Source organism: Microvirga sp. CF3062 (genome assembly GCF_036314045.1).
Taxonomy (GTDB): Bacteria; Pseudomonadota; Alphaproteobacteria; order Rhizobiales; family Beijerinckiaceae; genus Microvirga.
Window position 1 is genome coordinate 84,257 of record NZ_JAYGGN010000005.1, and the last position, 18,942, is coordinate 103,198.

22 protein-coding genes are annotated in these 18,942 nt (G+C 63.0%); 7 read left to right on the forward strand and 15 right to left on the reverse strand.

Annotation, left to right across the window (positions count from 1 at the left end; translation table 11 throughout):
• Positions 1-2: 2 nt before the first annotated feature.
• Positions 3-608: a LemA family protein gene (locus tag VB618_RS10635; protein ID WP_329796618.1), complete on the reverse strand. Its 606-nt coding sequence runs from the start codon at positions 606-608 to the stop codon at positions 3-5.
• 145 nt (positions 609-753) lie between these two features.
• Between VB618_RS10635 and VB618_RS10640 the strand changes: the two genes are divergently transcribed.
• Positions 754-1,395: a LysE family translocator gene (locus VB618_RS10640; protein WP_329796619.1), complete on the forward strand. Its 642-nt coding sequence runs from the start codon at positions 754-756 to the stop codon at positions 1,393-1,395.
• On the opposite strand, the gene VB618_RS10645 is transcribed toward VB618_RS10640, so the two are convergent.
• The 5 genes from VB618_RS10645 to VB618_RS10665 all read right to left on the reverse strand — a co-directional run bounded on the left by VB618_RS10645 (position 1,367) and on the right by VB618_RS10665 (position 5,708).
• Positions 1,367-1,864, reverse strand: a complete 498-nt coding sequence (locus tag VB618_RS10645) for a hypothetical protein (RefSeq protein ID WP_329796620.1) — start codon at positions 1,862-1,864, stop codon at positions 1,367-1,369. The genes VB618_RS10640 and VB618_RS10645 overlap by 29 nt on opposite strands.
• A 15-nt stretch (positions 1,865-1,879) precedes the next feature.
• Positions 1,880-2,818, reverse strand: coding sequence for a DUF2971 domain-containing protein (locus tag VB618_RS10650; protein ID WP_329796621.1), 939 nt, complete (start codon positions 2,816-2,818; stop codon positions 1,880-1,882).
• A 27-nt stretch (positions 2,819-2,845) separates the two neighbouring features.
• Positions 2,846-4,159, reverse strand: a complete 1,314-nt coding sequence (gene rlmN, locus VB618_RS10655; RefSeq protein ID WP_329796622.1) for a 23S rRNA (adenine(2503)-C(2))-methyltransferase RlmN — start codon at positions 4,157-4,159, stop codon at positions 2,846-2,848.
• Positions 4,160-4,300: 141 nt separating this feature from the next.
• A complete protein-coding gene (locus VB618_RS10660) occupies positions 4,301-5,020 on the reverse strand; it encodes a hypothetical protein (protein ID WP_329796623.1) in 720 nt (239 codons plus the stop codon).
• A gap of 307 nt (positions 5,021-5,327) precedes the next feature.
• Positions 5,328-5,708: a YkvA family protein gene (locus VB618_RS10665; protein ID WP_329796624.1), complete on the reverse strand. Its 381-nt coding sequence runs from the start codon at positions 5,706-5,708 to the stop codon at positions 5,328-5,330.
• Between the two features lie 80 nt (positions 5,709-5,788).
• On the opposite strand from VB618_RS10665, the gene VB618_RS10670 reads away from it, so the two are divergent.
• Positions 5,789-6,574, forward strand: a complete 786-nt coding sequence (locus tag VB618_RS10670; protein WP_329796625.1) for an SDR family NAD(P)-dependent oxidoreductase — start codon at positions 5,789-5,791, stop codon at positions 6,572-6,574.
• 6 nt (positions 6,575-6,580) lie between these two features.
• Here VB618_RS10670 and VB618_RS10675 read toward each other — a convergent pair whose 3' ends face one another.
• The 7 genes from VB618_RS10675 to VB618_RS10705 form a co-directional block, all read right to left on the reverse strand.
• On the reverse strand, positions 6,581-6,985 hold the full coding sequence (locus VB618_RS10675) for a GFA family protein (protein ID WP_329796626.1): 405 nt from the start codon (positions 6,983-6,985) through the stop codon (positions 6,581-6,583).
• Between the two features lie 3 nt (positions 6,986-6,988).
• The gene (locus VB618_RS10680) at positions 6,989-7,291 is read right to left on the reverse strand and encodes a 4a-hydroxytetrahydrobiopterin dehydratase (protein WP_329796627.1); all 303 of its coding nucleotides are present in this window, start codon (positions 7,289-7,291) and stop codon (positions 6,989-6,991) included.
• 67 nt (positions 7,292-7,358) lie between these two features.
• A complete protein-coding gene (locus VB618_RS10685; protein ID WP_329796628.1) occupies positions 7,359-8,375 on the reverse strand; it encodes a YeiH family protein in 1,017 nt (338 codons plus the stop codon).
• Positions 8,376-8,610: 235 nt separating this feature from the next.
• A complete protein-coding gene (locus VB618_RS10690; RefSeq protein WP_329796629.1) occupies positions 8,611-9,201 on the reverse strand; it encodes a histidine phosphatase family protein in 591 nt (196 codons plus the stop codon).
• A gap of 39 nt (positions 9,202-9,240) precedes the next feature.
• Positions 9,241-9,777 (reverse strand): RNA 2',3'-cyclic phosphodiesterase, encoded by a 537-nt coding sequence (gene thpR / locus VB618_RS10695; RefSeq protein WP_329796630.1) that lies wholly within the window; start codon positions 9,775-9,777, stop codon positions 9,241-9,243.
• Positions 9,778-9,895: 118 nt separating this feature from the next.
• On the reverse strand, positions 9,896-10,939 hold the full coding sequence (locus tag VB618_RS10700; protein ID WP_329796631.1) for an aldo/keto reductase: 1,044 nt from the start codon (positions 10,937-10,939) through the stop codon (positions 9,896-9,898).
• A 65-nt stretch (positions 10,940-11,004) separates the two neighbouring features.
• Positions 11,005-11,664: an arylesterase gene (locus VB618_RS10705; RefSeq protein WP_442931749.1), complete on the reverse strand. Its 660-nt coding sequence runs from the start codon at positions 11,662-11,664 to the stop codon at positions 11,005-11,007.
• A gap of 72 nt (positions 11,665-11,736) precedes the next feature.
• Between VB618_RS10705 and VB618_RS10710 the strand changes: the two genes are divergently transcribed.
• The 4 genes from VB618_RS10710 (at position 11,737) to VB618_RS10725 (ending at position 16,675) form a co-directional block, all read left to right on the forward strand.
• Complete coding sequence (locus tag VB618_RS10710; RefSeq protein WP_329796632.1) at positions 11,737-12,429, forward strand: ABC transporter ATP-binding protein; 693 nt, start codon at positions 11,737-11,739, stop codon at positions 12,427-12,429.
• 10 nt (positions 12,430-12,439) lie between these two features.
• Complete coding sequence (locus VB618_RS10715; protein WP_329796633.1) at positions 12,440-15,025, forward strand: ABC transporter permease; 2,586 nt, start codon at positions 12,440-12,442, stop codon at positions 15,023-15,025.
• Positions 15,026-15,251: 226 nt separating this feature from the next.
• Entirely contained in the window at positions 15,252-16,034 is a 783-nt protein-coding gene (locus VB618_RS10720; RefSeq protein ID WP_329796634.1) for a Bax inhibitor-1/YccA family protein, read from the forward strand.
• 98 nt (positions 16,035-16,132) lie between these two features.
• Positions 16,133-16,675, forward strand: a complete 543-nt coding sequence (locus VB618_RS10725; protein WP_329796636.1) for a GNAT family N-acetyltransferase — start codon at positions 16,133-16,135, stop codon at positions 16,673-16,675.
• Here VB618_RS10725 and VB618_RS10730 read toward each other — a convergent pair.
• Both VB618_RS10730 and VB618_RS10735 read right to left on the reverse strand, forming a co-directional pair.
• On the reverse strand, positions 16,672-17,052 hold the full coding sequence (locus tag VB618_RS10730) for a DUF2794 domain-containing protein (protein ID WP_329796637.1): 381 nt from the start codon (positions 17,050-17,052) through the stop codon (positions 16,672-16,674). The two genes, VB618_RS10725 and VB618_RS10730, sit on opposite strands and share 4 nt — an antisense overlap.
• A 427-nt stretch (positions 17,053-17,479) precedes the next feature.
• Positions 17,480-18,496, reverse strand: coding sequence for a zinc-binding alcohol dehydrogenase family protein (locus VB618_RS10735; RefSeq protein ID WP_329796638.1), 1,017 nt, complete (start codon positions 18,494-18,496; stop codon positions 17,480-17,482).
• A 95-nt stretch (positions 18,497-18,591) separates the two neighbouring features.
• On the opposite strand from VB618_RS10735, the gene VB618_RS10740 reads away from it, so the two are divergent.
• Complete coding sequence (locus VB618_RS10740) at positions 18,592-18,942, forward strand: winged helix-turn-helix transcriptional regulator (RefSeq protein ID WP_329796640.1); 351 nt, start codon at positions 18,592-18,594, stop codon at positions 18,940-18,942.

Here is an 18,942-nt window from a genome sequence, read left to right on the forward strand (position 1 = left end):
CGTCAGAACTTCACCGGCGGCGGGCGGTCCGATCCAGCGGTGGCGGTGAACGTCTCCATGGGCTTGGCCTCCGGATAGAGAATGCCGGCGATCCAGCGGCCCGGGATCGTGCGCAGCTCCGTGTTGTAGGCCTGAACGGTCGAGATGTAGTCGCGCCGCGCCACGGCGATGCGGTTCTCCGTGCCCTCCAGCTGCGATTGCAGGGCCAGGAAGTTGGCGTTGGATTTCAGCTCCGGGTAGCGCTCGACGGTGGCGAGCAAGCGGCCCAGTGCGCCGGAGAGCTGGTTCTGCGCCTCCTGGAACTGCCTGAATTTTTCCGGATCGGTGACGGTGGAAGCGTCAACCTGCACCTGTGTAGCCCGAGCGCGGGCTTCCGTGACCTGGGTCAGCACTTCGCGCTCCTGCTGGGCGAAGCCCTTCACGGTCTCGACGAGGTTCGGGATGAGATCGGCCCGGCGCTGGTACTGGTTCTGCACCTCGCTCCAGGCGGCCTTGGCCTGCTCCTCCAGGGTCGGGACATTGTTGATGCCGCAGGCGGACAATCCGAACGCCAGGATCAGGCCTGTCAGGCCTAAGCGGATCCGGGCGGTTGAGAGCAATGCCGTCATGTCTGTCCTTCTCGCGGCTCTTGTTTCTTCTTACCCGCCGGATCAACACATGGAGCAGGGGCGGCGTTTCAACAAGCGCCTTTCGGGTAGCAGTGCACACAGGATTGAGTCATGATCCCACGGCCTTAGCGATAAGATTCGATCCATGACCTTCCTGCCCGACGTCAGCACCCTGCTCACCTACTCCCTTGCCGCCATCCTGCTGTTCATCACACCGGGTCCGGACATGAGCCTCTCCCTGGCCAAGACCATGGCAGGCGGACGCAAGGCCGGCATGGCCGCGATGCTGGGTGCGATGGCGGGCTGCGGCGTCCACACGGTGCTCGCGGCGCTCGGCCTCTCCGCGCTGCTCGCCGCTTCTGTGACCGCCTTCACGGTGCTGAAAGTCGTCGGCGCGCTCTACCTGTTGTGGATGGCGTTCGATGCCGTACGCCATGGCTCGGCCCTAAGCGTGAAGGATGAAGGCCGGGCGGAGATCCCGTTCTGGAAGACCTTCTTCCTGGGAGTGGGCATTAATCTCACAAACCCGAAGGTCGTGCTGTTCTTCGTGACCTTCCTGCCGCAATTCGTGGATTCGGCCGATCCCCATGCGGCCGACAAGCTCCTGTTCCTGGGGCTCTACTTCATCGTGCTCACGGCCCCCATGGGCATCCTGATGATTCTCGGCGCCGACAAGGTGATCGCGCTCCTGCGCGGCCGGCCGAAGCTCATGCGGGGAATCGATTATTCCTTCGCCGGCCTGTTCTCGGTCTTCGCCATCAAGATCCTGACGACATCGGCTCGGTAGGTTCCTTTCGCCTCGGCTCGCGCCCGCCGATAATCGCCCAATAGACGAGGCCGGCCACGGCACCGGTCAGGCCCAGCACGAAGCTCACATGCAGCTCCTCGGGGCTGGCGATCCGCGCCTGGCCGCGCAGGATCCACGGCACCGCCGCCGTCAGCACGGCTGTGGCGATCACATGCCAGAGGAGGCTGCGCATCCCCAGCACCTCGCTGACGATGGCGACCAGCAGCGGTGGGAAGATCAGCAGCGTGAACATGATCCGGCCGACCGCCAGGAAGGCGTCCTCCACGATAGGTCCGGGATCCTCGGCCGCAAACACCGCATCGAGCAGCGACCAGAAGCCGACGAAGAGCGTATCGCCGGTCAGCAGCGCCATCACCGGATCGACCATGGAGGCAATGAGGAAGAATGTGCCGCTCGCGCCGATGGCGATGAGGAGCGCGAAGGGGATGAGGAGAAGCCAGCGGATCATTTCCCTCAACCAAACTTAGGGTATGTAGCTGATGTTGGATCTTGCGACCTCAACACCCATTCCCCTGCCTTCTAGCGCGAGTTCAATCGCATAGGCTACTTTCGATTGGTCTCTCTGTGGCCCAACGATAATGCGCTTGATTGGTAGAGTACCTGTATTATCGAAGAGATGAATGTACGGAACAGGCTGACCATTGCGGTAACGGAAGTGAATCTCCTTCTGTGCGCGCAGGGGGTATTCTGCGGCTGCTTCCTTACGCATATAAGGAGCAATTATTCTAACTTCCCGCTCTTCACGAAATCCTATGCTTTTTAGGGTAGGTAAAGTAATCGCAATCGTATTGTACATTTTATGCATGCGCTCATTGTAAAGAATTTCTGATTCCTTTGAGCGCTCGATCATATGGCGAGTAATGGCTGTCGCGACACCTTCGATCTCTTTCAAATCTAGAGTCTCTTGATAGCGGTCGTACTTAATGTCTCTAAGAGATATGTGTGAGAAGGCGTATTCTTCGGCTTCTCTAATGATCAGTTCTTTGAGTTTTTCCTCATCAAATTCTAGTGCGCAACCACCAAGTGACCCATACCCACGCCATTGTGACAGAAGGCCATCAACATACTGATCTGAATTCTCTTCGTGGCGACAAAACGAAGTGAGAAAGATTGGTGTTGTGCTATTAGTAACTCGCTTAGCTACATCAAATAGCGTGCGAGCTTCTTTGAGGTAAGTATGATCGCCAAACTCTTTGAGTACATTGCTATTAAGGTGTCCGCTTTTGATATATTTTTGATACTCTTCTCTGAACTCTTTTTCAAAAAGTGGGATTATAAGATCGGCGGCTTGTGAAAGCTCATTAGGATCGTTCAGGTATTGATAGTGAGTAGCAAAAAGGAGCGATGACTGGAGAATGCCAATCGCTCCTTGATTTGAGGTGTAATGAAAGAGGCTACTCACAGTTAAGCCATCCAGCTTCTACGAACTTTACTCCCCGTCCCGCACCGCATACACGCCTTCGGCCCCGATGCCCTGTTCGGCCATCATGCGGGCGCGGGCGCGCAGCTTTTCGGTCTCGCTCTTAAGCTGGCCGCAGGCGGCCAGGATATCGCGGCCGCGGGGGGTGCGGACCGGCGAGGCGTAGCCGGCGCGATAGACGATCTCGGAGAAGCGCTCGATCCGCTCCCAGTCCGAGCACTCGTATTTCGACCCGGGCCAGGGATTGAACGGGATCAGGTTGATCTTGGCCGGGATGCCCTTGAGCAGCTGTACGAGCTTGCGCGCATCGGCATCGGAATCGTTCACGCCCTTCAGCATCACGTACTCGAACGTGATGCGACGCGCGTTCGACAGGCCCGGATAGCCGCGGCAGGCATCGAGCAGCTGCTCGATGTCGTATTTGCGGTTGATCGGAACCAGCTCGTCGCGCAGCTCGTCGCGCACGGCGTGGAGCGAGATCGCCAGCATGGTGTTGGCTTCCGCACCGAGACGCTCCATCTGCGGCACGACGCCGGAGGTGGAGACCGTGATGCGCCGGCGCGACAGGCTAAGGCCCTCGCCGTCCGACATCACCTCGATGGCGGCCACCACGTTGTCGGTGTTGTAGAGCGGCTCGCCCATGCCCATGAACACGATGTTGGACACGAAGCGGCTGCCGTCGTTGGGAACGAACGCGCCTTCCGGCGGCGTAGCGCCGGGCCAATCGCCGATGCAATCGCGGGCAACGATCAGCTGCGCAACGATCTCAGCCGAGGTCAGGTTGCGCACGAGGCGCTGGGTGCCGGTGTGGCAGAAGGAGCAGGTGAGCGTGCAGCCGACCTGGCTCGACACGCAGAGCGTGCCGCGGTCGACCTCTGGGATATACACGCACTCGATCTCCGCGCCCTTGTCGAGGGGGCCGGTGGAGGCCATGCGGATCAGCCACTTGCGGGTGCCGTCCTTCGAGACCTGCTCGGAGACCACCATGGGGCGGGCAAGGGTATAGGCGGCTGCCAGCTTGGCGCGCAGCTCCTTGCCCATGTTGGTCATCTCGGCGAAGTCCTTGGCGCCCCGGAAGTAGATCCAGTGCCAAAGCTGGGCCACGCGCATCTTGAGCTCGCGCTCGGGCACGCCGATGGCGGACAGCGAATCCTTCAGCTGGTCGCGGGTGAGGCCGACGAGCGAGGCGCCGCCGGGGGCCGCTCCCGCGGCCACGGTCACCTCAGCGGTCTTTTCGATGAACCCGGCCGCGCGCGCGGCATCGCTGACGGCCCGAGGGGCCGCATTGGGGTTGCGCTTGGCGATGTCGAGCACCGTCGCCATGGGAGATCATGCCTTCGTTGTTGGGAGTTCGGCGGTCTTATAACACGATTGCGCCGGAAAAGTGAGCGTCTAAACGCAAAATCCGGGCCTCAGGCCCGGAAGATGCTTATCGGAGTGCCGATTTACAACCGTGCGGCAGTCTTAAGACGCGCATTCCTTGCGGGCGTGCTCCAGGGCCTTGTTGAAGCCGTTGAGGGAATAGCGGTCAGTCAGGTTCGAGCCGCGGGCCGACTGCGTTTTCACCGTCATGGTGCCGCTCCTCGCCATGGTGGCGATGGCCTGGCCTTCCTCGGCCGGATTCTTCAGCCAAGCGTTGGTGGCCTTGGCCAGGAGGGCGTAGGACGTGTTGCCCACGGAAACCTCGGCGGGACCGTTCTCCTTGGCCGTGAAGCCGAACTCGAACGCCACCTCGTTCTTCACGTTCTCCGCCGGGCGGAAGGAAACGAAGAGATACGCCGGATCCCGGGTGACGGTCTTGGGCGTCCAATCCTTCGGGCGGCTCAGCGCGTAGCAGATTTTCGAGCGACCGTTCTGGGCCATGTAGACCTCCCAATCGCCATAGGAGGTCACAAGCGAACCGCCGGGGCTTGCGGCCCTGGCAGGCTTGGCCGTGCTGGCAGCAGCCGCCGCTCCGGCTGCCGCAGCAGCAGGCTTGGCCGGTGTGGTCTTGGCCGTGGAGGGCGCGGCGGCGGAAGGCTTGGCCTTCGGGTCTGGCTTGGTAGCCGGCTTGGCCGGGGTCGAGCGGGTCGAGGGCTGCGTCGAACGCTGGGCCTGAGCCAGGGCTGCAGGTCCGGTTCCGATGACGACGAGGGCGGAGAGGATGCCTGCGGCGATGCCGCGCTGGAAAGATGCAGATGTCATGGGGCGGGACGATACAAGCCGATGGTTAAGAACTTTTCACCACCTCCGTTAAGACGGCGCCGGCTGGTTGGCGATGCGTCGAAACGTGGCGGTTGCTGCAAGGATGCCGGTTTAGGCTGAACGGTAACCCAATAAAAAGGGCCGCCGAAGCGACCCGTTCAGTATCCTTTAAAGCTTGTTCGTTTTTAAAAAGTTGGAGGAGTTGAAATCACTTTGACGCTAACGGAATCATTTATATCGATATAAAATAATATTGCAATAAGTATATATTCTTCATTTGTCTGGACATGCCGCAAAGTTTTCAAGCTTAGATTAAGGCAATCGCCAGCGTTTTTCTGGCCTTTTCCTTGTGCTCTTCCGTAATTGAACCGGCCACCTGGGTGATGGCGGCGGCGAGCACCGCCGCGTCGTCGGCAAAGCCGATCAGCGGCAGGAGGTCGGCAATCGCATCGGTCGGGAACACGAAATAGGCGATGGCTCCGATGAGAATCAGCTTCACGCGACTCGGGGTCGAGGGGTCGGTGGCGCAATAATAGGCCGCCACGAGATCCTCTGCGAACGGGATCTTGCCAGCCACGCGCTTGAACTTCTCCCAGAAGCGGCGCTTGAGGCCCTCCTCGTCGCGGGTCGCCTCGCGCATGGCCTCCATCTCGGCCTTGGTGAAAGGCTTCACGAAGGGTTCGCTCATCCGGTCTGCTCCTTCCATGGTCTGCGTTCCCGTTCGTTCGAGGATACCTTAAGACGTGTCCCTACACAGGGAGAAAAGCGATGAAGCTCGACAAAATGATGGCAGCCATCGTCACCGGAGGCGCTTCGGGTCTCGGTGAGGCCACGGCCCGCATGCTCGCGGCCAACGGCGCGAAGGTGGCCATTCTGGATATGAACGCGGAACGCGGCGGCGAGGTTGCCCGCGACATCGGCGCCGTCTTCTGCAAGGCCGACGTGACCGACGAGGCCTCCATCGATTCGGCGCTGGCCGAAGCGCGGGCGGCGAACGGCATCGAGCGCATCCTCGTAAACTGCGCCGGCATCGCGCCGGGCAAGCGCACAGTGGCGAAGAAGCGCGAGACCGGCGAGCTGATCGCGCACGACCTGGCGAGCTTCCGCCGCGCGGTGGAGATCAACCTCATCGGCACCTACGCGATGATTTCCAAATGCGCCGCCGCCATGGCGGGCTTGGATCCCGTGACGCCCGATGGCGGGCGCGGCGTCATCGTCAACACCTCGTCGGTCGCCGCGCAGGACGGTCAGATCGGACAGGCGGCTTATTCCGCCTCCAAGGGCGGCGTTCTCGGGCTGACGCTCCCAGTCGCCCGCGATCTCTCGGGCTTCGGCATCCGGGTGATGACCATCATGCCGGGCCTTTTCCACACGCCGCTCTTCGAGGGCATCGCCGAGGATTACCGCAAGGCGCTGGAGGCCAACGTGCCGTTCCCCTCGCGCCTCGGACGGCCCGAGGAATATGCGAATCTTGTCAAGGCCATAATCGAGAACGACATGCTCAACGGCGAAGGCATCCGCCTGGACGGCGCGTTGCGCATGCAGCCGAAGTAAAAGCCTTTAAGACACCTCGCCCCGGTTCTCGGGAAAGCTCCTGAGATCCGGGGTGCAGAGCCAGCGCTCGCGGCGCTTGGTCCAAGCCTCGTAGGTCGGCGTGAAGAGGTTCGGCTCGTCGAAGGCGCCGAGCTTGATTTCAATCTCGTCACCAGCATCCCGGTCGAACACCTGCGAGCCACAGACGGGGCAGAAGCAGCGCTCGGATTCCGGCGTGGCGGACCAGCCTTTCGTTTCGCCCGTGATCGTCACCTGATCGACGGGGTAGATCACGAAGGCGTTGAAGGCTGCGCCGCTGATCTTGCGGCAGGTCATGCAATGGCACAGGCCCACGCGCTTCGGTTCGCCTCTGGTCTTGAACGTCAGCTGACCGCAGGCGCAGCCGCCTGTCAGGATGCGCATCTCAGCCATGGCCTACCTCTTCGTCAATCCGGCCGCCATCTGGTCCATGCGCTGCGCCAGCTCGACGTCGCGGCGCGTGAGGCCCTTGGCGTCGTGGGTCGCGAGGGTGACCTCGACCCGGTTGTAGGTGTTCGACCACTCGGGGTGATGGTTCATGGCCTCGGCCGCGAGCGCCACGCGGGTCATCCAGCTGAAGGCGGAGCCGAAATCGTCGAAGACATAGCGCTTGGTGATCGCATCGCGGCCTTCGACCATCGCCCAGCCGTCGAGGGCGGGCAGGAGTTCGTGGCGTTCGGTCTCGGACAATCGGGGCATGATCCGGCTTCACCTTGAGAAAAGATTTGCTCTAGTCATGAAGCGGCAGGGTGTGTTTTCAAGGGGCTCAGGGAATAGCCAGCAGCCGAATGAGCCCCAGGCTGATCGCGATCAGCACCAGCAGCGAGAGTGTCACCGCGAGCGTCACCCGCCCGCCGACCCTGCCCAGCACCTTGAGGTCGACGCCAAGGCCCAGTGCCGCCATCGAGATCACGGTGAGAAACGTGGTGACCGGCATCACGATCTGCAGGAGCGCTTCGGGAATGGCGCCGAGCGAGCGCAGCAGCGCGAGGCCCAGGAAGCCGACGATGAACCAGGGCACGAGGCGGCTGAAGGCCAGCCTCGTTTTCGGCCCTTCCGCGTGCCGGCCCGCCAAGACCGACAGCGCGATTACCACCGGACCCAGCATCAACACGCGCACGAGCTTCACGAGGGTGCCGAGCTGCGTGCTGACGAGGCCGACCGGCATGGTGGCGGCGAGCACCTGCGGCACCGCATAGACGGTGAGCCCTGCGAGCACTCCGTACTGCGTCATCGACAGGCCGATGAGCGGCACCAGCAGGGGCAGGGCGAGCACCACGATCACGCCGAGAATGGCCGTAAACGCGATTGCAGAGGCCACATCCGCAGGCTTGGCGCCGATGACCGGTGCGACCGCCGCTATCGCCGAGTTGCCGCAGATCGCGTTGCCGCAGGCGACCAGCACCGCCATGCGCTTGGGCAGCTTAAGCATCCGCCCGAGGGCGTAGCCGGCGCCGAGAGCCAAGGCCACCACGACGGCGATGCCGAGGATGAGCCCAAGGCCCGCATCCAGCACTGCTTGAAAGCTGATCGAGGCGCCGAGCAGCATTACGGCGATTTCAAGCAGGGTCTTGGCGGAGAAGCCGATGCCGGGAGCCCAGCGCCGGTCTGGTGTCCACAGGGTGCACAGGATGGTGCCGAGCAGGATTGCAATCACGAGGGCTTCGAGCCAGGGCCGACCGGTCCAATGCTCCTCGATCAGCTGCAGGCCCATGGCAGCGAGCGCGACGCCTGCGCAAAGGGCGATACCCGGCGCCAGTTGCGCGATGCGGTTGCGGATCATGGGAGTGGTTCAGTCCTGCTCGTCGTTGAGGAGGGGCTATTCGCAAGGCATGACGGATGCAAGCGCGAAACTAGCAAGTGTCATTCCGGGGCGAGCGCGGCGAGGGCCCGGAATCCATAAACACGACATCTCAGGAAAAGCGAGCAGCGTTGCATTCATTGCTGCACTGCTAGCGGTTATGGATTCCGGGCTCGCCTGCGGCGCCCGGAATGACAGCAGAAAACGACTCGAAAAACTATCCCCCAAACCCATCCTCGATCGCGCGCCAATCCTGCGTCAGCATGAACGACTCGCGGTCGATGACGATGAAGCAGCCGCCGCCGGGATGCTGTGGGCGGCTTTCCTTCCCGATCTCCACTGTCTGCAGATGGGCCGTCAGTAGGCAGCCGACGCCGCCGTGGGACACGATGACGATGTCGCCGGAGGTCTCGTCCTCCCGAAGAATACGGCTCACAGCCTTTACGATGCGCGTCTGCGCGTCGATGGCGCGCTCCCAGCCGCGGATGCTCTCGTGGGGGCGGCCGAAGAATTCGCGTACCACCTCCCAGAATTCCGGCGGGGCGATGAAGCCCGTGGACGAGCGGCCGTTCTCGCCAAGGTCTTCGTCCGTCGCATAGGACAGCCCAAGCCGCCTCGCCACGATGGCGCCACCATCCCGCGCTTTCCGCTCGGTGCTCGCATAAATGGCGGTCACATCACGGTCTGCGAGCAACTCCACGAACCGCTCCATGCGGGCGCGCCCGATAGGGTTCAGGGGCCATTCGGTGATCGGCTGGTGCGGGTCGATGACCACTTCCGGATGGGTGATGAAGATGAGCGAAGCCATAAGTTCGGCTGTAACGCTCTTTCCTTGAGCCGTCGAGGCCTAGCTCAAGGGATAGGCTGCTTCGATCACGTAGGGGCCGCCGCCCACGGAGGCTCGGGAGGAATAGAGCACGAAGCGGTGCGCCGTGAAGGTGAGCTTGGGGAAGTGGCCGCGGGTTGCGATGTAGTTCGCGACATCAATGGGGGAGGCCTGCTTCAGGCGCGCCAGGGTGATGTGCGGCGTGAACTTGCGCGTCTCGGGAGCAAGGCCGACTTGGCGCAGGAGGCGCTCCTGTTCTCCCTGCAACTCGTTCAACTCGCCATTGCCGGAGGTGCGGGCGAAGACCGCCCGGGGCTTTGAGCCCCCAAAACTGTCGAGCCCGTCGATGGTGATGCTAAGCGGAGCGCGTTGGCGCCTCTCGCCGAGGATAGACGCGACATCATCGGCCATGCGCTCGTCGATGTCGCCGATGAAGCGCAGGGTGATGTGGTAATTCTCGGGCTCGACCCAGCGCGCCCCCGGAAGCCCGCCGCGAAAGCTCGACAGCGCCAAGCCGATCTCGGCCGGGATCTCGATGCCGGTGAACAGACGTGGCATGCGGCACCTCCCAGGGCTTGCTGATGCCACCTCAGACGATTGGTGGCCGGGTTTGTTCCGGTTGAAATCTCTACGCCGTCATGCCCGCAACAAGTGCGGGCATGACGGTCGAGGATGATCAAGGGCACGGATTGCAGTGCTCGACGTGGATCGCGTCGATGCGCTTCTCCAGCTCCGGCGTGATCGTCACCTCGATGGAGGCGATGTCGGTCTTCAGCTGCTCCATGGAGGTGGCGCCGATGATGTTGGACGTGAGGAAGGAGCGGGAATTGACGAAGGCGAGCGCCATCTGGGCCGGATCGAGGCCGAATTCCTTCGCGAGTGCGATGTATTTGCGGATCGCGGCTTCTGCTGTCGGGTTCTCGTAGCGCTGGCCGCGGCCGAACAGGGTTGTGCGCGTCCCGGCCGGGCGGGCACCATCGAGGTACTTGCCGGTGAGATAGCCTTGAGCGAGCGGCGAGTAGGCCAGCAGGCTCACATTCTCCTGCATGGTCACTTCGGCGAGTGCCACCTCATAGGTGCGGTTGAGGAGGTTATAGGCATTCTGGATCGACTGCACCCGCGCCAGGCCCTTGGCGTCCGCATGCTTGAGGAAGGTCATGGTGCCCCAGGCGCTCTCGTTGGAGAGGCCGAAATGCCGGATCTTTCCAGCCTTCACCAGGTCGGTCATGATCTCGACCGTCTCGGCGATGGGATGGGACTGGCCTTCCTGATGGCGGAAGATCGTCGGGTTCGAGCCCCAGGGCATGGGGCGGTCGGGCCAGTGGATCTGGTAGAGGTCGATATAGTCGGTCTGGAGCCGCTTGAGGCTCTTGTTCACCGCCTCCTCGATCTGCTTGCGCGAAAGCTCGCCTTTGGAGCCGTCATCCCGATACCAGGTGCTATCGGAACGGCCGATCACCTTCGATGCGAGGATCACTTTGTCGCGGGAGCCGCGGGCCTTGAACCAGGAGCCGATGATCCGCTCCGTAGACCCTTGCGTCTCAGGCTTGGGCGGGATCGAATAGAGCTCGGCAGTGTCGAAGAAGTTGACGCCCTGGTCGAGGGCATAATCCATCTGCGCATGGCCCTCGGCCTCCGTGTTCTGCTGGCCCCAGGTCATGGTGCCGAGGCAGATGAGGCTGACATTGAGATCCGTGCGGCCGAGGCGGCGGTATTCCATAGGGTTAAGCTCCTCGCGACGGTGCGATCCGCCGCGTTCAGGCAAGAAGGGGAGCGCTAAAGGGATCAGCGCTGGGCAATGCGGGCGAGAAAGCTCTCGACGCTCGGCAGGATGCGCTCGACGATGATCTCCACGCCCTTGGCCGTCGGATGCAGGCCGTCGGGCAGGTTGAGGGATCGCTCGCCGGCGACTCCGTCCAGGAAAAATGGATAGAGCACAAGGTCGTGCTTCTTCGCAATGTCCTGATGGATCGGATCGAATTTCGCGATGTAGTCCGGGCCGAGATTGCGCGAGGCATACATGCCGGCGAGCATCACCGGGATGTTGCGACTTTTAAGCCGCTCCACAATGGTCTCGAGATTTTTCCGGGTAAGCGCCGGGTTTAAGCCGCGCAGCATGTCATTGGCGCCGAGCTCCAGGATCACCCCGTCGGTGCCGTCGGGTACGGACCAGTCGAGCCGGTCGAGCCCGCCGGATGAGGTGTCGCCGGAGACGCCCGCGTTAGTGATCTCCACCTTGTAGCCCTTGGCTTTGAGCGCCCGCTCCAGCACCACCGGAAAGGCCGCCTCCTGGGGCAGATTATAGCCTGCGCTCAGGCTGTCTCCCAGGGCCACGAGGCGGATCGGCCCGCCTTGTGCCTGGGCCGAGGGAAGGGGGGCGATCAGGGCAAGGGCCGCCGCACACGCAAAAATGATCGTCATGAATGGGCCGGATTGGCGCTTCATCGATAGGCTTCCCATCTATGCCGGACTAGAACCGGGTAAATTTCAAGTTTCCAACAGATCGGGTGAACGGGCATGCAGGACAAGGCCATCGCGCTGCACGATGTCGATTTGAGCCTCGGGCGCGGGGCCGCACGGGTGCATATCCTCAAGGGAATTTCCCTCGATATCCCCAAAGGCGAGGCCGTGGGGCTCGTCGGGCCTTCGGGCTCGGGCAAGTCGACCCTGCTCATGACCATGGCAGGGCTTGAGCGCCCCGATTCGGGAAAAGTGATCGTCGACGGCACCGACCTGTCGGGCCTCGATGAGGATGCGCTGGCGCGCTTTCGCGGCCGCCGCATCGGCATCGTGTTCCAGTCCTTCCACCTCGTGCCCACCATGACGGCCCTGGAAAACGTCGCGCTGCCCCTGGAGCTAGCCGGCGATGACGATGCTTTCGAGCGCGCGGAAGCCGAACTGCAGGCCGTGGGCCTGGGGTCTCGTCTGCATCATTACCCGGCGCAGCTCTCCGGTGGCGAGCAGCAGCGCGTGGCCATTGCCCGCGCCATCGTGCCCAATCCGGCAATCCTCGTGGCCGACGAGCCCACCGGCAACCTCGACGAAAACACGGGCGGGTCCATCATCGACCTGCTCTTCGCCCTCAAGCGCGACCGGGGCGCGACCCTGGTGCTCGTGACCCACGATCTCAACCTCGCCCGCCTCTGCGACCGCATGGTGCGCCTGCGCTCCGGGCAGCTGGAGGCCGATGCCGCCTCGGCTGTGGCTTGAGGACAAGCACATGCACGGCACCCTCCCGGCCACACCGCAGAAGCGCTCTTCTTCGTCCCGCCTGCCGCTCCTGCTGCGCTTGGCTTTCCGCGAGCTTCGCGCGGGGCTTAAAGGCTTCGGCATCTTCCTCGCCTGCATCGCGCTCGGCGTCGCGGCGATTGCGAGCGTCTCGTCCCTGTCTCGTTCGCTCACCGAGGGAATTTCGAGCGAGGGACGCCGGATCCTCGGCGGCGATATGGCCTTCTCCCTGCTCCAGCGCGAAGCTGGCGCGCCCGAGCGCGCCTTCCTCGAATCCCAAGGCCGGGTCAACATCATCGCCACCATGCGGGCCATGGCCATTGCCGGTGATAAGGGCTCCGGACTGGTTGAAATGAAGGCGGTCGACGGGGGCTATCCCACCGTTGGCACCCTTGAGACCGACCCGCAATTGCCGCCCGCCGAGCTCTTTGCCGAACGCGACGGCGCCTTCGGGGCGGCGGTGGATCCAGCGCTGCTCGCACGGCTCGACCTCAAGATCGGCGACCGGGTGACGGTGGGCGCCGCAAACGTGGAGCTGAGGGCGAGCCTCGTGTCCGAGCCCGACAAGATCGCCGACGGCATCGGCTTCGGACCGCGGCTTTTGCTCTCGCAGCAGGCGTTGCAGGCCACGGGGCTTGTGCAGCCCGGCAGCCTCGTGCGCTGGACCTATCGGCTCACCCTTCCACCTGAGCAATCGACCGAGGAGGGGCTGACCCGGATCGAGGCGGAAGCGGGCCGTGTCCTGCCCGAGGCGGGCTGGAACATCCGCACGCGTCTCAATGCCGATCCGCGCTTTGCCCGCAACATCGAGCGCTTCACCCAGTTCCTCACGCTCGTCGGCCTCACGGCGCTGCTCGTGGGCGGCGTTGGCGTCGCCAATGCGGTGCGCGGCTTCGTCGATCGCAAGCGTGGCTCCATTGCCACCTTGAAAAGCCTCGGCGCGCCAGGTGGGCAGGTGGTGATGCTCTACCTCACCCAGGTGATGCTGATCGCCATCGTGGGCATCGGGATAGGCCTGGCCTTTGGGGCAGCCCTGCCGTTCGTAATTACCGGACTTTTCGGCCATCTCCTGCCGATCCCGATCCAGCCGACGCTGGCCTGGAGCGAACTCGGGATCGCGCTGCTCTACGGGGCGCTCACCGCGCTGGTCTTCGCCATCGCGCCTTTGGGCCGAGCCCATGACGTGCCGGTCTCCGGGCTTTTCCGCGACCAGATCGACCCGGAGCGGCGCTGGCCGCGCAAGCGCTATGTCACGGCGCTTACGCTATCCGTCGTGGCCCTCGTCGGGCTGTCGGTGCTGGCGGCCTATGACCGGCGGGTTGCCCTGATGTTCGTCGCTGCCGCAGCCGGTTCCTTCGTGCTCCTGCATCTTGTCGCCCTTGGGATCATGGCGCTTGCCCGCCGCCTGCCGCGTCCCAGAAGCACCTCGCCGCGGCTGGCGCTTGCCAACATCCACCGACCCGGCGCGCTCACGCCGTCCCTGGTGCTGTCGCTGGGCCTCGGCATCACGCTTCTGGTCACGCTCGCGCTCATCGACACCAACCTGACGCGCCAGCTGACGCAAAGCCTGCCGCAGAAGGCACCCAGCTTCTTCTTCCTCGACATCCCGAACCAGCAGGCCGATGCCTTCGAAGGCTTCCTCAGGCAGCAGACCTCGGAGGCGCAGATCGAACGTGTGCCCATGATGCGCGGCCGTCTCGTAACCCTGGGCGGCCGGCCCGTCGCCGAGGTCAAGGCGCCCGAGGACGTGTCCTGGGTGCTTGAGGGCGACCGCGGCATCACCTATGCCAGGACGCCGCCGGAAGGCTCGAAAATCGTGCAGGGCGAGTGGTGGCCCGAGGACTATCGCGGCAGGCCGCTGGTCTCCTTCGACCGGAGGATAGCCGAGGGCCTGGGGCTGAAGATCGGCGACGAGATCACCGTCAACGTGCTAGGGCGCAACATCTCCGCCACCATCGCCAACCTGCGCGAGGTGGAATGGCGCTCCATGGGCATCAACTTCGTCATGGTGTTCTCGCCCAACGCTTTCGCGGGCGCGCCGCACACGCATCTGGCCACCGTCACCTTCCCGAACGGTTCCGACGCCGCCCTCGATACCAAGATCCTGCGCAGCTCCGCACAGGCCTATCCCATGGTCACGAGCGTGCGGGTCAAGGATGCCCTGGAGGCGGTGAACGACGTGGTCTCGCAGCTCGTCATGGCGATTCGCGGCGCAAGCTCCATCGCGCTGATCGCGAGCCTCCTGGTGCTTGCGGGCGCCTTGGCGGCCGGCCACCGAGCGCGGCTCTACGATGCCGTGGTGCTCAAGACGCTGGGCGCCACCCGCGCCCGGCTGCTCTCGGCTTATGCGCTCGAATACGGGCTGCTGGGCTTGGCGACGGCAATTTTTGGCCTGCTAGCCGGCTCGCTCGCTGCCTACTTTATCGTCGAGCGTGTCATGAACCTAAGCTTTACCTTAGATTTGTCGGGCGCCATCCTGGCTTCAGCCTTGGCCGTTCTGGTCAGCGTCGGATTAGGCCTGGTGGGAACCTGGCGGATCTTAAGTCAAAAGCCGGCGCAGTATTTGAGAAACCTTTAAGGGCCCTGGAGGCAGCCGCGTTATAAAGAAGCGCGAAAAGCTTTGTGAGGAGCAGCAGCAACTCTGCTCTTCCCTTTTCTTGCTTCACGAAGAATTGAAGCTTGACCTTGCCTCTTGCGAAAAAAGGGCAGACCTCTCATATTTCACGTGTCGCCCGAATTGCGGCGACCGAGGGCTGAATCCAGCCTTTCGAGGGAACAACGGGACACCGTGAGAAAGGACTCCGATGCAACCGTATGAGCAAAACCAAAACGCCTATGGCACCGGCTTTGCCCGGACGGCGGCTCAGGTCGATCAAGGCCTGCGCGCCTTCATGCTCGGCGTCTACAACAACATGGTCCTGGGCCTAGGCATCTCGGCCCTGGTCGCGCTCGGCATCAACATGCTGGCCACCACGAGCGATCCGTCGCAAGCGGTTGCCCGGATGGGTGGTGTCGGCCTGACCCAGTTCGGCGCGACCCTGTATGGCTCGCCCCTGATGTGGGTTGTGGCGCTGGCACCTCTGGCCTTCATCTTCTTCTTCACGTTCCGGATGGACCGGATGTCGGCGGCCGCAGCTCGCGGCACCTTCTTCGCTTTTGCGGCGGTGATGGGTGCTTCGCTCTCGACGCTTCTCATCCGCTATACCGGCGGGAGCGTTGTGCAGGTGTTCTTCATCACGGCAGCGGCTTTCGGCTCGCTGTCGCTCTGGGGCTACACCACGAACCGCAGCCTGTCCGGCATGGGCTCGTTCCTGATGATGGGCCTCGTCGGCCTCATCCTGGCTTCCATCGTGAACATCTTCGTCGCGTCGAGCATGCTGCAGTTCGGCATCTCGGTGATCGGCGTGCTGATCTTCGCAGGCCTCACCGCCTACGACACGCAGAAGCTGAAGGAGATGTACCTGTACGGCAACTTCGACCAGGAAGCCGCCGCCAAGGTCTCCGTGTTCGGCGCCCTGACGCTGTACCTGGACTTCATCAACATGTTCCAGTTCCTCCTGGCTCTCGTGGGCAACCGCAACGAGTAACAGAGGACGGAGCAGATGCTCTTTGAAAGCCCCGGCCCAAAGCCGGGGCTTTTTGTTTGTTCGTTGCGTCGCGTAAAGCGTGGCATTACGACTGGTTCATGAGCTTCGTCATCCGACCCTCCCTTGAGAGCGACCTCCCTGCCATCACGGCGATCTATGCCCATGCGGTGACGCATGGCACGGCCTCGTTCGAACTCGATCCCCCATCACAAGCCGAGATGGCTCGTCGCCGCGATGCGATCCTGGAGGGCGGCTATCCCTATCTCGTGGCCGAACAAGGCGGGAAGCTTCTGGGCTATGCCTATGCGGGCGCCTACCGCACGCGCCCTGCCTATCGCTCCACTGTCGAGGATTCGATCTATGTCGCTCCGTCCGCACAGGGACAGGGCGTTGGACGCGCGCTCCTTGTGGCGCTGATCGAGCAATGCGAGGCCCTGGATTTCCGCCTCATGGTGGCCGTCATCGGCGACGAGGAATCGCATGGCTCCATCGCCTTGCACAGAAGCCACGGCTTCGAGCCTGTCGGGATCTTCAAGGGGGTCGGCTACAAGCACGGGCGCTGGCTTTCCACTGTGCTGATGCAGCGGCCTCTCGGACCCGGCACAACCGAGCCGCCGACACGGCCGCTTTCAGCCGGTTAAGCGGACACCACCTTGGGCTTGTCGAGAACCCGCAAGACCCGGTCGAGTTCGTGCCCGCGCTTGAGGATCAGGCCCGTCGAGACGATGACCGCATACGCGCCCTGCTTCCTGGCGAGCTTCGGGTCTTTCTCTATGCGGTAGAGGGGCACTTCCGACGTGCGGCGGAAGATGGAAAAAACGGCTTTGTCCGGCATGAAGTCGATCGCGTAATCGCGCCATTCGCCAGCCGCCACCATGCGGCCGTAGAGGTTGAGAATGGCCTGCAACTCGGAGCGGTCGAAGGACACCTGTTTCGGCGCGGCGGGGAAGGGTACGATATGGGCCGTGCCCTGGCTCGAGCCGCCGCGCAGCGGCTCCGCGATGTCACCTTCGCTCATGACGCCTCCCATGGCTGTTAACATACCCTGATGATGGGCGCAGGCGGCTAACGGATCAACCCGTTAGGACACAATGAATCACCGCTTCCTTTGCAAATCTTATTCCTGCCTCATTCGTGCCGAATTGGAGCCGCACTGAACTCCGTTAATGCTCAAGTTGCCTCGACGGCCCGGCTCATCGAACGGCTTGGACACGTCAGCCCCCCAGCCCTCCGGGTCATTTGGAGAGCCGGGCCACGTCGAGACACAAGGCTGCCTTACGGGGCAGCCTTTTCTTTTTGTCGCTAACGAGCGACGCAAGAGTTCATACTCCCTCTACGTCATGGCCGGGCCTGTCCCGGCCATCTCGATACAGAGAGGCGTGGCGGTCCACTAATCGAGATCACCGGCACAAGGCCGGTGATGACAGAGGAGGATCAGAAGATCCTCAAAATCCCGACAACACGATCTTGCCGCGCGTGCGATTGCTCTCGATCAGCGCATGTGCCCGCCTGAGATTCGCCGCATTGATCGGCCCGATCACATCCGAGAGTGTCGTCCTGATCGTTCCCGCATCCACCAGGCGCGAGGCCTCAGTCAGGATCTCGTGCTGGCGCTCCATGTCGGCCGTTTGGAACGTCGAGCGGGTGAACATGGATTCCCAGTGAATCGACACGCTCTTTCCCTTCAGCAGGCTGATGTCGAGCGGCGCCTTCGGGTCATCGATGAGCGCGAAGCGGCCCTGAGGCGCGATGACCTTGGCGATCTCCGGAAAATGCGTGTCCGTATGGGTGATCGAGAACACAAAGGCCGGTGCGCCGATCCCGAGGGCTTCGACCTGAGCAGCGAGGGGCTGGCTGTGATCGATCACATGGTGGGCCCCGAGTTCTTGGGCCCAGGCCCGGGTTTCGGGACGCGAGGCCGTGGCGATTACGGTGAGGTCCGTCAGGCGGCGCGCCAGTTGAAGGGCGACAGAACCCACGCCGCCGGCCGCGCCTACGATCAGAAGGGCATTGGCCGCACCCTTGACCGGACGCTTCACGTCGAGCCGGTCGAACAGGGTCTCCCAGGCGGTGAGCGTGGTCAGCGGCAGCGCAGCCGCCTCCTCGAAGCTGAGGGACTTTGGCTTTGCCCCCACCAGCCGCTCGTCGACGATGTGAAATTCCGCATTGGTTCCGGGCCGGGTGATGGCGCCGGCATAGAACACCTCGTCGCCGTCCTTGAACAGCGAGACCCCTGAGCCCACGCCGCGCACGATGCCGGCGGCGTCAAAACCCAGCACCTTCACGCCGCCCGCCTCTGCTTGAGCCCGCATGCGGACCTTGGTGTCGACCGGGTTCAGGGACACCGCCTTGATCTCGACCAGAAGGTCGCGCGGCCCTGGATCAGGGCGGGGGAGTTCGACGTCGATGAGGGAGGAATCCTGGTCGATGGGAAGGGATTGCTGATAGCCGACGGCGCGCATGGCTTGTCTCCTGTTGACGAACTCATAGTTGAGCATAGTGTTTGAGGCCGCAAGAACGCACAAAAACAGCCCATAGGGTCAAAAAGGATACCGTGATGCCGAGGGTGTCTTCGAAGGTTCCGGGGGTTCAAGGATGCGCGGTCGAACGCACGCTCAGCCTCATCGACGGCAAGTGGAAGATCGTCGTGCTCTACAAGCTCCTGCGCGGGACGCTCCGCTTCAACGAGCTGCGCCGGCTCATTCCCAATGTCACCCAGCGCATGCTCACGCATCAGCTGCGTGAGCTGGAAGCCGACGGGCTCATCATCCGCACGGTCTATGCCCAGGTGCCGCCCCGGGTCGAATATTCCCTGTCGGCCCGCGGGCGGAGCCTCGAGCCGGTGCTTATGGCCATGAAGGAATGGGGCGACACGAATCTTTCGTCTCCGGAGGCTCAGGCAGCATAA

Bases quoted from the DNA above. Each gene is read 5' to 3' on its own strand.
- VB618_RS10635 (WP_329796618.1), bottom strand. From the start codon at position 608: ATGACGGCATTGCTCTCAACCGCCCGGATCCGCTTAGGCCTGACAGGC.
- VB618_RS10640 (WP_329796619.1), top strand. From the start codon at position 754: ATGACCTTCCTGCCCGACGTCAGCACCCTGCTCACCTACTCCCTTGCC.
- VB618_RS10645 (WP_329796620.1), bottom strand. From the start codon at position 1,864: ATGATCCGCTGGCTTCTCCTCATCCCCTTCGCGCTCCTCATCGCCATC.
- rlmN (WP_329796622.1), bottom strand. From the start codon at position 4,159: ATGGCGACGGTGCTCGACATCGCCAAGCGCAACCCCAATGCGGCCCCT.
- VB618_RS10660 (WP_329796623.1), bottom strand. From the start codon at position 5,020: ATGACATCTGCATCTTTCCAGCGCGGCATCGCCGCAGGCATCCTCTCC.
- VB618_RS10665 (WP_329796624.1), bottom strand. From the start codon at position 5,708: ATGAGCGAACCCTTCGTGAAGCCTTTCACCAAGGCCGAGATGGAGGCC.
- VB618_RS10670 (WP_329796625.1), top strand. From the start codon at position 5,789: ATGAAGCTCGACAAAATGATGGCAGCCATCGTCACCGGAGGCGCTTCG.
- VB618_RS10675 (WP_329796626.1), bottom strand. From the start codon at position 6,985: ATGGCTGAGATGCGCATCCTGACAGGCGGCTGCGCCTGCGGTCAGCTG.
- VB618_RS10680 (WP_329796627.1), bottom strand. From the start codon at position 7,291: ATGCCCCGATTGTCCGAGACCGAACGCCACGAACTCCTGCCCGCCCTC.
- VB618_RS10685 (WP_329796628.1), bottom strand. From the start codon at position 8,375: ATGATCCGCAACCGCATCGCGCAACTGGCGCCGGGTATCGCCCTTTGC.
- VB618_RS10690 (WP_329796629.1), bottom strand. From the start codon at position 9,201: ATGGCTTCGCTCATCTTCATCACCCATCCGGAAGTGGTCATCGACCCG.
- thpR (WP_329796630.1), bottom strand. From the start codon at position 9,777: ATGCCACGTCTGTTCACCGGCATCGAGATCCCGGCCGAGATCGGCTTG.
- VB618_RS10700 (WP_329796631.1), bottom strand. From the start codon at position 10,939: ATGGAATACCGCCGCCTCGGCCGCACGGATCTCAATGTCAGCCTCATC.
- VB618_RS10705 (WP_442931749.1), bottom strand. From the start codon at position 11,664: ATGAAGCGCCAATCCGGCCCATTCATGACGATCATTTTTGCGTGTGCG.
- VB618_RS10710 (WP_329796632.1), top strand. From the start codon at position 11,737: ATGCAGGACAAGGCCATCGCGCTGCACGATGTCGATTTGAGCCTCGGG.
- VB618_RS10715 (WP_329796633.1), top strand. From the start codon at position 12,440: ATGCACGGCACCCTCCCGGCCACACCGCAGAAGCGCTCTTCTTCGTCC.
- VB618_RS10720 (WP_329796634.1), top strand. From the start codon at position 15,252: ATGCAACCGTATGAGCAAAACCAAAACGCCTATGGCACCGGCTTTGCC.
- VB618_RS10725 (WP_329796636.1), top strand. From the start codon at position 16,133: ATGAGCTTCGTCATCCGACCCTCCCTTGAGAGCGACCTCCCTGCCATC.
- VB618_RS10730 (WP_329796637.1), bottom strand. From the start codon at position 17,052: ATGAGCGAAGGTGACATCGCGGAGCCGCTGCGCGGCGGCTCGAGCCAG.
- VB618_RS10735 (WP_329796638.1), bottom strand. From the start codon at position 18,496: ATGCGCGCCGTCGGCTATCAGCAATCCCTTCCCATCGACCAGGATTCC.
- VB618_RS10740 (WP_329796640.1), top strand. From the start codon at position 18,592: ATGCCGAGGGTGTCTTCGAAGGTTCCGGGGGTTCAAGGATGCGCGGTC.